Here is a 14,137-nt window from a genome sequence, read left to right as displayed (position 1 = left end):
ATCGTGAGGGACCGGGCTGGTGGCCTCGCCGCATCCACACGGCGATCAACCGCCCGTGATCGGTTCGAGCCGCACGCCACCGCTGAGGCAGCAACGCCCTGGCCACATACGGCCGCCGCGGCACCGATGCCGTGATCATTTCCGCGAGGCCGGCCTCCGGTGGCGGCGCGCCTGACTCGGCAACAAGCCGGTGACACGCAAGGCGGCGGAGGAGGCCGATACGGGGTCGTATCTGCGGCGACGACAACGCAGCGAGGGGCCGCCCGGGCGTCGTGCGGTAGGCCGGGGTCCGTCGGCGCGCTCCCAGGTCACCGGCGCCACACGGACGGCACGTAGGCTCTCCCCGTGGCCGCCCCCACCACTGATCCCGTCGCGCCCGAGCCGCCCGTGCCTGCCGCGGTGCTCAAGCGGTGGCGGCCTGCGGTGGCGGCCCGGATGGTCGGCGCTGTGGCGGGCGGCGTTCTGCTGTACGTCAGCTTCCCGCCGCGCCCGCTGTGGTGGCTGGTGCTCCCGGCGTTCGCGCTGCTGGGCGTCGTGCTGTACGGGCGGCGGGCCCGTCCCGGTTTCGGCTACGGCTTCCTGTTCGGCCTCGGGTTCCTGCTGCCCCTGCTCGCCTGGACCGGCTCGTTCGTCGGCTCCCTGCCCTGGGTCGCGCTGAGCGCGTTCGAGGCGCTCTTCGTCGGCCTCGCGGGCGCGGGGATCGCCGTGGTCTCCCGGCTCCCCGCCGCGCCGCTGTGGGCGGCCGCCGTGTGGATCGCGGGCGAGGCGGTGCGGGGGCGGATCCCGTTCGGCGGGCTGCCGTGGGGGCGGGTCGGTTTCGGTCAGCCCGACGGGCCGCTGCTGCCGATCGCCGCGATCGGCGGCGAGCCGCTCCTGTCGTTCGCGGCGGTGCTCGCGGGCCTCGCGCTCGGGGAGCTGGTACGGCGGCTGGTACGCCGGCAGCCCCCGCGCCGGATGATCGCGCCGGCGCTCATCGCGGTCCTCACGATGGTCGCGGGGCCGCTCGCCGCGCTGGTGCCCGCCACCCCGAACGGGGACGACCGCACGGTCACGATCGCCGCCGTACAGGGCAACGTGCCGAGGCTGGGGCTCGACTTCAACGCCCAGCGCCGCGCCGTGCTCGACAACCACGTGAAGGCCACCGAGCAGCTCGCCGCCGATGTCGCCGCCGGCCGGGCGCCGCGCCCCGATCTGGTCATCTGGCCGGAGAACTCCAGCGACATCGACCCGCTGCGCAACCCGGACGCCGCCGCCCAGATCGACCGGGCCGCCGCGGCGGTCGGCGTGCCGCTGCTGGTCGGAACGGTGCTGCGCAACCCGGACGGGCTCACCACCTCGAACTCCGCCCTGGTCTGGGAAGCAGGCAAGGGAGTCGTCGAGCGCAACGACAAGCGGCGTGTGCAGCCGTTCGGCGAGTACATGCCGTGGCGCGAGTTCTTCCGCCTGTTCTCCCCCTACGTCGACCGGGCGGGCTACTTCGTGCCGGGCAACGGCGCGGGTGCGGTGGACATGGCGGGGGTGCGCGTCGGCGTCACGATCTGCTGGGAGGTCGCCTTCGACGACCTGGTGGCCGACAGCGTCGACGCGGGCGCCGAGGTGCTCGCCGTGCCCAGCAACAACGCCACGTTCGGGCTGTCCGAGATGACCTACCAGCAGCTGGCGATGTCGCGGATCCGCGCCGTCGAGCACGACCGGCCGGTGATCGTCGCGACCACCAGCGGGGTGAGCGCGACGATCACCCGGGACGGCACGGTCACCGCGAGCACGCGTCAGTTCACCCCGGATGTCCTGGTCGATCGGACCCAGCTGCGGGACACCACTACTCTGGCCACCCGATGGCGGTCCGCGCCCGAATGGGCGCTGGTCGCTCTGGGGGTGCTCGCGATCGGCGCGGGGATCGCCACCAGGCGTCGCGCGGTGATGCGTGCGGGAAGGGACGAGGATGGCTGAGCCGAGGGGCCGGGTTCTGGTGGTGATCCCCACCTACCAGGAGCGGGACAACCTGGGTCCGGTCGTGGCGAGGCTGCACGCCGCAGTGCCCGAGGCGGACGTCCTCGTGGTCGACGACGCGAGCCCCGACGGCACCGGTGAGCTTGCCGACGAGATGGCGGCGGCCGACCCGCGCATCAAGGTCCTCCACCGCAAGGGCAAGGCGGGGCTGGGTGCGGCCTACCTGGCGGGGTTCGCGACCGCTCTGCGCGGCGACTACCAGGTCGTCGTCGAGATGGACGCCGACGGCTCGCACCCCCCGGAGGACCTGCCGGCGCTGATCGCGGCCCTGGACGATGCCGACATCGTGCTCGGTTCCCGGTACGTGCCCGGCGGCGTCGTGCGCAACTGGCCCGCCCGCCGGCAGCTGATCTCGCGCGCCGGCAACCTGTACTCCCGGGTGGCGCTCGGCGTGCAGATCAAGGACATCACCGCCGGGTTCCGGGTGTTCCGCCGGCAGGTGCTCGAAGAGCTCGACCTCGACCAGATCTCCTCGCAGGGCTACTGCTTCCAGATCGACATGGCCTGGCGGGCCGTGCTCGGCGGCTTCCGCGTGCGGGAGGTGCCGATCACCTTCACCGAGCGCGAGCGCGGGGCGTCGAAGATGGACACCACCATCGTCGTCGAGGCGTTCTGGCGGGTGGCCTGCTGGGGCGCCGGGCGGCTGGTGCGGCGCACGCCCGCCGTGATGCGCTCCGACCGTCCCGACGGCTCCGCCGCCGAGCCGCCGCCGGAGCCGCAGCGTCCGAGCCGGCCGGCAGGCGACGAGGCCGTGAGCGACGGCTCGGTCCGCACGTGAGCGAGCTTGCGAGCTCACCGTTCCACGCAGCAGCGTCGCGAGCGTTGCCGACGAGCGTCAGCGAGGAGGCGGCGTGAGCGAGCCACGCGAGGAGCTCACCTGGGAGCTCTTCGGCGGCGCCTCCCGGGAGCTCGCCGATCAGATCGCCGCCGACGGCTACGACGCCGACATCATCCTGTCGATCGCCCGGGGCGGCCTGTTCGTCGCAGGCGCGCTCGGCTATGCCCTCGACGTCAAGAACCTGCACGTGGCGAACGTGGAGTTCTACACGGGTGTCGACGAGCGCCTGCCGGTTCCGATCATGCTGCCGCCCGTGCCCAACGTGGTGGACCTGTCCGGGGCGCGCGTGCTCGTGGCCGACGACGTCGCGGACACCGGCGCCACGCTCAAGCTCGTGCGTGACTTCTGCGCCGGCCACGTCGCGGACGTGCGCTGCGCGGTGGTGTACGAGAAGCCGCACAGCAGCGTGCAGTGCGAGTACGTGTGGCGCCGCACCGACCGTTGGATCAACTTCCCGTGGTCGACGCTGCCGCCGGTGGTCAAGCGCGCCGAACAGGTGCTCGACGCCTGAACAGACGAGAACCGGGCCGCCCGAAGGCGGCCCGGTTCTCGTCGTGCGGGTCAGGCGATCTCGCGCCGACGCTCTGCCAGCAGCTCGAGGCGCTCGTTGAGCAGCACCTCCAGCTCGGCCACGGAGCGACGCTCGAGCAGCATGTCCCAGTGGGTACGCGGGGGCTTGGCCTTCTTCTGCTCGGGCTCTGCGCCGTCCACGAGGCGGGAGATGCTGCCGTGCAGGCGACACTCCCAGGTTGCCGGGGCCTCGGCGTCGCCCGCGAAGGGCACCTCGAACTCGTGTCCGCGCGGGCACGCGTAGCGCATCGACTGCCGCGGCGCCAGGTCGTGGTTGCGGTCCGTCTCGTAGCTGACAGCCCCGAGCCGGCTGCCACGGAGCACGCGGTCGGCCATGCGTCATCCTCCCTACCCGGGCCGAGGGAGCCTCCCTCGGCCATCACCACCGGGTGTAACGTCTGCAGAGCAGCCGTCCATTCCCGCCATAGGGGCGGAATCCGACCGGGCGTGGTCAGTTCATGCGACCACCCCGGACGTCTGCCGCCCCGGTACACGAGTGTCCCCGATCGGCGGCCGCTACACACGCAGTTGTGACCTGTCAGCCAACTGTGACTTATGTCACTACCGCCTGACGTGCTGTTCATAGCGACGCCGTCATGTCGTTACCCGGCCTCATTGCCGGAGGGCGCACCGGCCACAGCGCCAGCAACCCCGCCGCCAGGACGAGCAGGATACCCACGATCCCGGCCCGCTGCGCGTCGAAGAGCGACACGAACAACCCGAACAGGGTCGGTGCCAGGAACGACACCGCCCGCCCCGTGGTCGCGTAGAGGCCGAAGAGCTGACCCTCGCGGCCCGGCTGGGCCAGGCGCGCGAGGAACGTGCGCGACGACGACTGCGCCGGCCCGACGAAGAGCACCAGCACGAGGCCGAACACCCAGAACATCAGCGGCCCGGACACGACGAGCAGCCCCGCGCCCGCCGCGATCATCCCGAGCAGCGACACCACGATCACCTGCTTCGGCCCGACCCGGTCCTCCACCCGTCCACCGGCGACCGCGCCCGCCGCCGCGACGACGTTGGCGGCCACGCCGAACAGCAGCACGTCCCCGGCGCCGATGCCGTACACGCCGACCGCCAGCACGGAACCGACCGTGAAGATCGCGGCGAGGCCGTCGCGGAAGAGCGCGCTGGCACCGAGGAAGTAGACGGTGTGGCGGTCCTCGCGGTACAGCGCGGCGATGTCGGCGGCCAGCGCCCGGTATGCGCCCACGACGCCGAGCCGGGCCGGCCGGTCCGCGGCCGGGGGCACCTCCGGCATGCGCAGCAGGAGGGGCAGCGCGAACACCAGGAACCACACCGCCGCGACGAGCGCGACCACCCGCACGTTGAACCCGTCGTACCGGGGGAGACCGGCGAGCCCCGCGGTCGGGCCGTCGCCCGCCACGAACCCGTAGTAGACGACGAGCAGCAGCACGATGCCGCCGACGTAGCCCATCGCCCACCCGAACCCGGACACCCGCCCGATCGTCACCGGCGTCGAGACCTGGGCGAGCATGGCGTTGTAGGACACCTGGGCCAGCTCGACGACGACCGCCCCGAGTGCCAGCAACGCCAGGCCCGCCCACAGGTAGCGGGGGTCGTCGCGCACGGCGAACAGCCCGACCATCGTCGCGATCGTGCAGCCGGTCCACACCATCGTCGAGAGCTTCCGCCGACCCGACGCGTCCGCCCGCCGCCCGATCACCGGGGCCAGCAGCGCGATCACGAGTCCCGCGGCGCCCATCGCGTAGCCGAGGGCGGCGCTCGCCGCCGGGCTGCCGTCACCGACCGCGTCGGTGAGGTAGACCGAGAAGACGAACGTGAGGATCACCGCGTGGTAGGCCGCGGAACCCCAGTCCCAGAACGCCCACGAGAGCACCCGGCCGCCGCCGGCGGGAGCGGGCGGGGCAGTCACCCGCGGAGACTAGTGCCCCGAACCGGGAGTCCACCACACGACTCGACGGCCCAGCGCCGATTCGTGCACCGGACTCCCGGTCCGGGGCACTGCGCCCGGCGACCCCTCAGGCGCCCTGCCACGCACCGCGCGCCTGCAGCACGTCCCGCAGCACGTCGGGCCGGTCCGACAGCAGCCCGTCGGCACCGAGGTCGAGCAGCGCGGTCATGTCCGCGGCCCGGTCGACCGTCCACACGTGCACCTCGCGGCCGCTCCCGTGCGCCGTCCGCAGCAGCGCGGCGTCCACCACGGTGAGGGGGCCGAGGCGCCGGGGGAGCTGGGCGAGGTCCCCGGGCGACGGCGGCGCGGGGAGGCGCCGCACCGGGGCGGGCAGGGAGTCCAGCCACGCCCTGGTGCGCAGCCCGAACGCGGCACCCTGGGCCATCGACGTGCACAGCCGCGGGCCGGCCGCCTCGCGCGCCCGCCGCAGCCACCGGTCCTGGTAGCCACCCAGGCAGACCCGGTGCCAGCTGCCGGTGCGTTCGAGCACCTCGAGCACCGGCTCCACCACCGCGCCGGACTTCAGCTCCACCGTGATCCGCGTGTCGGGCAGCGCCGTCAGCACCTGTTCGAGCAACGGCAGCGGCTCCCGGCCGCGCACCCGCATCCCGGCCAGCGCGGCGGCGGGGTGGGCGCTGATCGGCCCGTTGCCGTCGGTGGTCCGCTCGAGCATCGCGTCGTGGTGGACCACCGGCACGCCGTCGGCGCTCGCATGGACGTCCATCTCGAGGTAGCCGAACCCCTCGGCGACCGCCCGGCGGAACGCGGCCAGGGTGTTCTCGCAGCCGTCGAGGTCGTCGATGTGCCAGCCACGGTGCGCGTAGGCACGCGGGTAGGGACCGTCGAAGTAGGGGTGCCCGGGCACGGCCGAAGCCTTGCAGGCCGGTCCGATCAGCCGCGACGGGGGAGGCGTTGCGGTTCGGTGAACAGCGGGGCGAGCAGGTCGCCGTGCTCGGCGATGCGGGCGGGCAGGTCGGCGGCGGTGAAGACGAGATCGTCCGGCCGGCGGCAGGCCCGCACCTCGTCCCACGTCACCGGGGTGGCGACGGTGGGGCGGGCTCGCCCGCGCAACGAGTAGCTCGCGATCGTGGTCTTGTACGGGTTGTTCTGGCTCCAGTCGACGAACACCTTGCCCCGCCGCCGGGCCTTCGCCATCACCGCGGTCACCCGGCCCGGCGACTCCCGGGCCAGCTCCTCGGCCAACGCCTTGGCGAACTCCGACGTCCGCTCCGCACGCGAGACCGTGACCGGCAGGTACAGCTGCATACCCTTCCCGCCGCTGGTCCGCGGGTACGCGACGAGGCCGTCGTCGGACAGCCGCTCGGCGATCCGCTCCGCCACCCGCGCGCAGTCGACCACCGTGGTGCCCTCACCCGGGTCGAGGTCGAACACCACCAGGTCCGGGAGCTGCTGGGCACCCCGGGGCCCCACCCGCCACTGCGGCACGTGCAGCTCCAGCGCCGCGAGGTTCGCGGCCCACGCGAGGCCCTCGGCGTCGTCGATCAGCGGGAAGTCGGCGTTCTCCGAGCGGCCACCCGGGGTGCCGACCCGCGCGGTGCGCAGCCAACGCGGGGAGTGCCGCGACACGTCCTTCTCGAAGAACGAACCCCGCTCCACCCCGTCGGGCCAGCGCACGAGCGTGACGGGCCGCTCGCGCAGGTGCGGCAGCATCACGTCCGCGACCGCGAGGTAGTACCCGAGCACGTCGGCCTTGGTGGTGCCGGTGAGCGGGTAGAGCACCTTGTCCGGGTTGCTGAGCGGGGCCCGGCCGAAGCCCTTCTTCGCGGCGCGCCGGGGCGGAACCGCCGGCGCGGCAACCCCCGTGTCGACCTGCACCCAACTCGCACCGGTGCGGCCCGGCTCGTACGGCGAGCCGGGATCCTTCGCCACGACGTACGGGAGGTTCTGCTGCGTCGCGGCGGCCAGCACCTCGGGCCCGGCCCCCGGGAACACCGGGGCGAGCCGCCAGCGCGGCCCGTCCAGGGGAAGCCGTTCCAGCAGTGCCCGCCGCTCCCGGAACGGCAGCGGGCACGCGTCGCGCCCGTCGGCGTGCAGCACGTCCCCGATCCACAGGTACGCGCCCTCCCCGCCGCCGACCAGCTCGGCGTCCAGCAATGCCTGGGTGGCGCCCAGCGACGGCCCCAGCTCGCGCAGGCTGGGTGCCGCGACCTCGTCCCCCTCGCCGTCGGTGATCCGGACGCGCCCGCCGTCGGCACGCACGATCACGCGCCGCCCGCCGAACCCGACCTGCAGCCACCACTCGCCCTCGGTCGGCAGGTCGCCTGGCGTCGGCAGCATCGGGCGGGCGTCGTGGGGGAGCGGGGTGCGTCCGCCGTCCCGGTCGGAGCGGCGCAGCAGCCAGTTGTCCTTTCCGCGGTTGCCGTCGCGGTCCGTGCGGATGAACACGAACCTCCCCGACGCGCGCGCCCCGCTGAGCTGGACGATGACCTCGCGCGGGTTCCACTTCTCGGCCTCGTAGGTGCCGGAGTCCCAGATGGTCATGGCGCCGCCGCCGTACTCGCCGGCCGGGATCTCCCCCGAGAACCCCAGGTACTCGATCGGATGGTCCTCGGTGCGCACGGCCAGCCGGATGGTCTCCGGGTCGGTCGGCAGGCCCTTCGGCACCGCCCACGAGGCCAGCACCCCGTCCCGCTCCAGCCGGACGTCCCAGTGCAGCCGCCGCGCGTGGTGCTCCTGGATCACGAACCGGTGACCCGAGCCGTCCGCGGCGACCGGGTCGTCCGCGGGGACCGGCTCCGGTGTGCGCTGCGCGTCGCGCTTGCGGCGGTACTCGTCGAGCGGCACTCGACAAGGCTAGTTCTTGCGTCCAGGCGGGAGGGGATGTGACGATAGGCAAGCCTTGCTTGTGCGAAGGAGTGCCTGTGTACGTGTGCATCTGCTACGCGGTGCCGGACTCGGTGGTCCGGTCCTGCATCGCGCGCGGGGCGCGCACCGTCGAGGAGGTCGGCGACGCGTGCGACGCGGGCACGGGCTGCGGCTCCTGCCACGACCACATCGACGCCTTCCTGGCCGCCGCAAATGCACCGTCCACGATCGCAGTGCTGCCCAGAACGGCGTAGAGCCAGGGCCGCCTGTCATCTTTTAAGGTTCGCCTGACCTGCGCAAAGGCGATCCTGGGTCTTTTCCTTCCCATTTGTAGGGCTAGGGTCCGCGGAGCATTCCATTTCCTTTCACCGCGGAAGCGAGGACCCGATGCGTGGCGACGACGAGATCATCGCTCTGCTCAACGAGCAGCTCACCAGCGAGCTCACGGCGATCAACCAGTACTTCCTGCACGCCAAGATGCAGCAGAACTGGGGCCTGACGAAGCTCGCGGCCTACACGAAGAGCGAGTCGCTCGACGAGATGCGGCACGCGGAGCTGCTGACCGACCGCATCCTGTTCCTCGAGGGCCTGCCCAACTACCAGCGGTTGTTCACGCTGCGGATCGGGCAGACCGTCCGCGAGCAGCTGCAGTCCGACCTCGCCATCGAGGTCGAGGTCGTCGAGCGCCTGCGCCCCGGCATCGCCCTGTGTCGCGAGAAGGGCGACATCACGACGGCGAAGCTGTTCGAGGACATCCTCGCCGACGAGGAGCACCACATCGACTACATCGAGACCAACCTCGAGCTCATGGACCGGTTGGGCGAGCAGCTCTACCTCGCCCAGCTGGTCGACCAGCCGCCCACCGCCGGCTGAAATCTCGATCACGGCGTGCCCGGCCGCCCAGGCGGTCGGGCACCGAATGACATGACTGTCATAACGAACGGGGTCGACCTGGGGCGGCGGTCGAGGGGTCGATCGATCTCGCCGCGCGGCGAGATCGTTCCGAGCTCGGCGGATGCGCCCTCCGGGGGGCGACGAGCCCGTGCTCGGAACGATCGATCGGTCCGAGATCGCAGGATCCGTCCCGTGGAGGGCGATGAGGCGGATCTCGTGGCCGGTCACCGGCCGGCAAGAGCCGATAATCGACGTTATGACAGTTGCGACGGAACGACGCGGCTTAGGAAAAAGGTGGCCCCGCGCCGGGCCCGCGGGCGCGGCCACGACGTGATCGCCATCGCCCAGGGCCTGGTCCCCGACCTGGAGCACGAGGTGGGCGAGATCGTCGGCGCGGAGCGCGTGCTCCGACTGCGCGCCGACCTGGGAGGCGATCCGGAGGGCGATCCCGGGTGGCGGCTCAGCCGGGCAGGTAGGCCAGTAGCGCCTGGCCGTCGCTCCCCCGCCAGGTCCCGGTGAGGGTCTCGGCGTTGTCCGGGCCCTCCGTCCGCCCGACGACCCGCAGCACGACGAGCCGGCCGACGGTCGTGGTGTCCGGGCCGTCGACCGGCTGGACCGGCTGGACGCCGGGAACCGCCGCGTCCGGGCTTCCGGAGCCGGTCACGTGGGCGGTGGCCGCGCGCCGGACGGGCGCACCGTCCGTCTCGACCCACTCCTCGGCCTCGCGGCCGCCGGTGCGGATCGCGGCGACCGCCGCCGCCACGTAGGCCGGGTCGCCGCAGCCGTCGTAGACCCAGCGGCGCCCGAGGTGGCTGTGCTCCATCGTGCCGATGAGGTGGTGCCCGGCGCCGTCGAGCGGGGCGCCGCGGTAGGTCAGCGGGACCTGGAGCACGTCACCGTTGCCCGCCCGCACCAGGTGGGTCTCGATGCCCACCTCGCCCGCCAGGTCGTCGAACCGGTACGCACCGAGCAGCTCGAACGGGGCGTCGGCGCCGCTCGCCCAGGCGCGCGACGGCAGCCACCCGGCGACGAGCTCGGCCTTGGTCGGGGTGATCTGCGCGCGATGGATGACGGCCACGGCGGCGACGCTACGCGGCGGCCAAACATGGGATGTTAGGTTCTTTGGGTGGGATTGACGGCGGTTCGGCCAGGCCGGTTGTGCGACGGGGTCGTGGCGCAGTTCGAGGCGCTCATCGCGTCCGGCGAGTGGCCGGTGGGGGCGAAGATCCCGCCGGAGCCCGAGCTCGTCGCCGCGCTGGGCGTGGGGCGCAACACCGTGCGCGAGGCCGTGCGCGCCCTGGAACACGCGGGTGTCCTCGAGCCGCGCCGGGGTGACGGCACGTACGTGCGCGCCACGAGCGATCTCGGTGCGGCGCTGCTGCGCAGGGCCCGGCGCACCACGGCGGAGCACGTCCTCGCCGTGCGCACCAGCCTGGAGCGCGACGCCGCAGCGGCCGCGGCGCTGCACCGGACGGAGGCGGACGTCGCGGCCATCCGGGCCGCTCTCGATGCCCGCCGCGCCGCGTGCGCCGAACCGAACCGCGCGACGTTCGCCGCCGCCGATGTCGCGTTCCACCGGGCGGTGGTCGCGGCCACCGGCAACCCGGTGCTCGTCGACCTGTACACCGGGCTCACCGAGGCGTTGCAGCGCACCGTCAGCGAGATCGACGAGATGGACGACGACCCCGCGGCCTTCCCCGGCCACGAGGAGCTCGCTGCCGCGATCGCGGCAGGCGACCCGGACGCGGCACGGGCCGCGGCCGACCGCTACCTCGACGCGGCCCGGGCGATCATGGCGCGAAACGGTAGCGAGCAGCGGCGATGAGGTCCATCAGCGAGTTTGCGAGCGAGTCGATGTCACAGCGCCCGCGCGAAGCGTCGGCCGAGCGCAGCGAGGGCGTGCGATGAGCGTCGACGCGGCGCGGCCCGCGCGGCCCACGCCTGCTTCGGCGTGGTGGATCGGTGTCGCGATCGTGCTGGTCGCGGCGAACCTGCGGCCCGCCGTCGTCGCGGTGGCCCCGGTGCTCTCGGAGATCCAGGCCGCGGAACAGCTCTCCGCCACGGCGGCCGGGATCCTCACCGCCCTGCCCGTGCTGTGCTTCGGCCTGCTCGCGCCGCTCGCCCCGCCGCTGGCCCGGCGCGTGGGGATCGAGCGCGCCCTGTTCGCGGCGCTGGCGCTGCTGATCGTCGGTTTCCTGGTGCGTTCCAGCGGTTCGCTCACGGCGCTCTTCGCCGGCACGGCGCTCCTCGGCACGGCGATCGCCATCGGCAACGTGCTGCTCCCCAGCCTGATCAAGCGCGACTTCGCGCACCGCACGGGGATGATGACCGGCCTCTACACGATGGCGATCGCGACCGGTGGCGCCCTCGCGGCGGGCGTCACGTTGCCGATCGCCCATGCCACCGGCCTCGGGTGGCAGGGTGGGCTGGCCTCGTGGGCGCTGTTCGCGCTGGTCGCGCTGCTGTGCTGGCTGCCCCACGTGCGCCGCGCCGGGCGGCCCGCCCGGCTGGGCGACGTGCGGGTCGGCGGGCTCTGGCGTGACGCAGTGGCCTGGCAGGTCACCATCTACATGGGTCTGCAGTCGCTCGGCTACTTCGCGATCACGGCCTGGCTGCCGGCGCTGCTGGTCGAGCGGGGCTACGACCCGGTGGTGGCCGGCTGGCTGCTCTCGCTCTCCACGGTGGCCGGCATCGCGGGCGCCGCGAGCGCCCCGGTGCTCGCCACCCGCGGGCCGCGACAGCGCGCCGTCGCCGTCGGCATCACGTCCATCGCCGCGATCGGGTTGCTCGGCGTACTCCTGCCGGTCGGCGTCGAGTTGGTGGCCGTGCTCCTGCTGGGCTTCGCGCAGAGCGCGGCGCTGGGCCTCGCGCTCACGCTCGTCGCGGTGCGGGCACCGGACGCCGCGCACGCCGCGCAGCTGTCCAGCATGGCGCAGAGCGCGGGGTACGTCCTCGCGGCCGCGGGCCCGTTCGTGATGGGCGCGCTGCGCGACGTGACCGGCGGGTGGACCGTCCCGCTGGTGCTGCTGATCGCGCTGCTCACCGTGCAGGGCACGGCCGGGGTGCTCGCGGGCCGGGACCGCCACGTGCGGCGGGGCTAGCGGGCTCGGTCCGACCGCAGATTTCTCGCCACCCACGATCTCGTGCTCGGTATTGTCGGTCACCCGTTCTAGGCTTCCTCGCGCACGAGAGAAGGGGAACCGATGACCGTCGCCGCCGATGCCCCGCCCGGCACGTGGGAGCAGCACCGGGTGGAGCTCACCGCCTACTGCTACCGCATGCTCGGCTCGTCCGCCGACGCCGAGGACGCGGTGCAGGACACGATGGTGCGGGCGTGGCGCTCGTACGACAAGTTCGAGGGTCGCTCCTCCGTGCGCTCCTGGCTGTACAAGATCGCGACGAACGTCTGCCTGACGATGCTCGACAGCCGCAAGCGCCGGGCCACCCCGATGGACTTCGGCACCGCGTGGACGGCCGACACCGGCCCGGTACCCACGCAGAAGCCGGAGATCTCCTGGCTGGAGCCGATACCCGACGCCCGGGTGCTACCCACCGCGTCCGACCCCGCCGAGCTCGCCGTGGCGAAGGAGTCGGTGCGCCTCGCGTTCGTGGCCGCGCTGCAGCACCTGCCCGCCCGTCAGCGGGCCGTGCTGATCCTGCGCGAGGTGCTGCAGTGGAAGGCGTCCGAGGTGGCCGAGCTGCTCGGCACCAGCACCGCGTCGGTCAACAGCGCGCTGCAGCGCGCCCGCGCCACGCTCTCCGAGCAGGAGCTCGCGCAGCCCGGGCCGGGCGGCGACACCACCAGCGAGGTCGACCCCGAGCACCGGGAGCTGCTCACCCGTTACGCCGAGGCGTTCGAGCGCTACGACGTCGGGGCGCTGGTCCACCTCCTGCACGAGGACGCCATCCTCAACATGCCGCCGTTCGACCTCTGGCTGCAGGGCGTCGAGGAGATCCAGAAGTGGTGGGTCGGCCCGGGCGCGCCGTGCCGGGGCTCGAAGCTGCAGGCGCTCTCGGCCAACGGGATGCCCGCCTTCGCGCAGTGGCGGCCCAACCCCGAGGGCGACGGGTACCACGCCTGGGCGTTGCAGGTCATCGACATCAAGGACGACCGGATCGTCGGCCAGACGGCGTTCCTCGACGTCGACATCCTGTTCCCGATGTGGGACATGCCGCTCTCGCTCGACCGGGAGGGCCGGCCGGTATAGCGCACCTCGGCCCGCGCCTCAGCGGGCCACCTGCAGGAGCCAGTCCATGGCCTGGGGGCAGGCGTCGAGCACGGAGATGTGCCCGTCGTCGGGCCGGAACCAGATCTCGGACTGCCCGAGCGCGTGGGCGATCCGTTCGGCGTGTGCGCGGGGCGCCACCCGGTCCTGCTCGCCCTGCACGAGCAGCACCGGAGCCTTCACCGCGGCGAGGTCCGCGGCCCAGGGGGTGACGAGCGCGACGTCGTCGTCCACCTGGCCGTCGGGGCCGGCGCGGTCGGCGGTACCGGCGTCGACGCCCATCAGCTCCCAGGTACCGGACAGGGCCTCGAAGTCGGCGGCGGTGAAGGTCGCGGGGTCGAACTCGCTCTGCTCGGCGTGCCGCATGCGGGCCGCACGCCCGCCGAGGGCGGCGCGGAGCGCGCTGTCGTCCGCCATGCCCGCGAACCAGCCGTCGTCGGCGGTGAACGGGGCGATCGCGGCGAAGCAGGCCGCGCCGGTCACGCGGTCGGGCAGCACGGCGGCGCAGGCGAGCGCGTGCGAACCGCCGCTGGACGAGCCCATCACGGCGAACCGGTCGAGGCGGAGCGCGTCGGCCACCTCCGCGAGGTCGGCGCCTGCGGACCCGACCGCCCGGCCCGGCGCCACTGTGGATCCGCCGTAGCCGGGGCGGGCGTAGGACACGAGTCGGATCCCGCGCTCCCGGGCCAGCGCGAGCAGCGGCTCGTACAGGGCGCCGGTCTGCGGTGTGCCGTGCTGCCAGACGAGTGTGGTGCCACCGCCACCGGTGTCGTGGATCCGCAGGTCGCGCCCGTCCGCCAGCCGCAGGTCCCGGGTGATCACCATCCGGTCACCGTA

Annotated in this window: 14 protein-coding genes; 8 read left to right on the top strand and 6 right to left on the bottom strand. The window is 73.3% G+C overall.

Going from position 1 to position 14,137, the window contains the following annotated elements:
- Positions 1–345: 345 nt before the first annotated feature.
- From lnt to ACU436_RS14310, 3 genes are all read left to right on the top strand, one after another.
- Entirely contained in the window at positions 346–1,950 is a 1,605-nt protein-coding gene (gene lnt, locus ACU436_RS14320) for an apolipoprotein N-acyltransferase (RefSeq protein ID WP_459025371.1), read from the top strand.
- Complete coding sequence (locus ACU436_RS14315; protein ID WP_459025369.1) at positions 1,943–2,788, top strand: polyprenol monophosphomannose synthase; 846 nt, start codon at positions 1,943–1,945, stop codon at positions 2,786–2,788. Before lnt ends, ACU436_RS14315 begins: the two co-directional genes overlap by 8 nt.
- A 73-nt stretch (positions 2,789–2,861) precedes the next feature.
- Positions 2,862–3,359 (top strand): phosphoribosyltransferase, encoded by a 498-nt coding sequence (locus ACU436_RS14310; RefSeq protein WP_459025367.1) that lies wholly within the window; start codon positions 2,862–2,864, stop codon positions 3,357–3,359.
- Between the two features lie 50 nt (positions 3,360–3,409).
- On the opposite strand, the gene ACU436_RS14305 is transcribed toward ACU436_RS14310, so the two are convergent.
- The 4 genes from ACU436_RS14305 to ligD form a co-directional block, all read right to left on the bottom strand.
- Positions 3,410–3,754 carry an RNA polymerase-binding protein RbpA gene (locus ACU436_RS14305; protein ID WP_142101180.1) on the bottom strand — a complete coding sequence of 115 codons (345 nt, stop codon included), beginning with the start codon at positions 3,752–3,754 and terminating at the stop codon, positions 3,410–3,412.
- A 244-nt stretch (positions 3,755–3,998) separates the two neighbouring features.
- On the bottom strand, positions 3,999–5,315 hold the full coding sequence (locus ACU436_RS14300) for an MFS transporter (protein WP_459025364.1): 1,317 nt from the start codon (positions 5,313–5,315) through the stop codon (positions 3,999–4,001).
- Between the two features lie 106 nt (positions 5,316–5,421).
- The gene (locus ACU436_RS14295) at positions 5,422–6,219 is read right to left on the bottom strand and encodes a glycerophosphodiester phosphodiesterase family protein (protein WP_459025362.1); all 798 of its coding nucleotides are present in this window, start codon (positions 6,217–6,219) and stop codon (positions 5,422–5,424) included.
- Between the two features lie 26 nt (positions 6,220–6,245).
- Positions 6,246–8,159: a non-homologous end-joining DNA ligase gene (ligD, locus tag ACU436_RS14290; protein WP_459025360.1), complete on the bottom strand. Its 1,914-nt coding sequence runs from the start codon at positions 8,157–8,159 to the stop codon at positions 6,246–6,248.
- 77 nt (positions 8,160–8,236) lie between these two features.
- On the opposite strand from ligD, the gene ACU436_RS14285 reads away from it, so the two are divergent.
- Together ACU436_RS14285 and bfr are read left to right on the top strand one after the other, a co-directional pair.
- Positions 8,237–8,434 carry a (2Fe-2S)-binding protein gene (locus ACU436_RS14285; protein WP_459025358.1) on the top strand — a complete coding sequence of 66 codons (198 nt, stop codon included), beginning with the start codon at positions 8,237–8,239 and terminating at the stop codon, positions 8,432–8,434.
- A gap of 133 nt (positions 8,435–8,567) precedes the next feature.
- Positions 8,568–9,053: a bacterioferritin gene (gene bfr, locus ACU436_RS14280; RefSeq protein WP_459025356.1), complete on the top strand. Its 486-nt coding sequence runs from the start codon at positions 8,568–8,570 to the stop codon at positions 9,051–9,053.
- Between the two features lie 481 nt (positions 9,054–9,534).
- Here bfr and ACU436_RS14275 read toward each other — a convergent pair whose 3' ends face one another.
- Entirely contained in the window at positions 9,535–10,152 is a 618-nt protein-coding gene (locus tag ACU436_RS14275) for a CG0192-related protein (RefSeq protein ID WP_459025354.1), read from the bottom strand.
- A gap of 93 nt (positions 10,153–10,245) precedes the next feature.
- On the opposite strand from ACU436_RS14275, the gene ACU436_RS14270 reads away from it, so the two are divergent.
- The 3 genes from ACU436_RS14270 (at position 10,246) to ACU436_RS14260 (ending at position 13,282) form a co-directional block, all read left to right on the top strand.
- Positions 10,246–10,899, top strand: coding sequence for a FadR/GntR family transcriptional regulator (locus ACU436_RS14270; RefSeq protein WP_459025353.1), 654 nt, complete (start codon positions 10,246–10,248; stop codon positions 10,897–10,899).
- 79 nt (positions 10,900–10,978) lie between these two features.
- Positions 10,979–12,175 carry a CynX/NimT family MFS transporter gene (locus ACU436_RS14265; RefSeq protein ID WP_459025351.1) on the top strand — a complete coding sequence of 399 codons (1,197 nt, stop codon included), beginning with the start codon at positions 10,979–10,981 and terminating at the stop codon, positions 12,173–12,175.
- A gap of 102 nt (positions 12,176–12,277) precedes the next feature.
- Entirely contained in the window at positions 12,278–13,282 is a 1,005-nt protein-coding gene (locus tag ACU436_RS14260; protein ID WP_459025349.1) for a sigma-70 family RNA polymerase sigma factor, read from the top strand.
- Positions 13,283–13,300: 18 nt separating this feature from the next.
- On the opposite strand, the gene ACU436_RS14255 is transcribed toward ACU436_RS14260, so the two are convergent.
- Complete coding sequence (locus tag ACU436_RS14255; RefSeq protein WP_459025347.1) at positions 13,301–14,125, bottom strand: alpha/beta fold hydrolase; 825 nt, start codon at positions 14,123–14,125, stop codon at positions 13,301–13,303.
- Between the last annotated feature and the right edge of the window lie 12 nt (positions 14,126–14,137).

This window comes from Pseudonocardia wallangbongensis (genome assembly GCF_054486945.1).
This window is presented reverse-complemented; position numbering and strand designations above follow the sequence as displayed.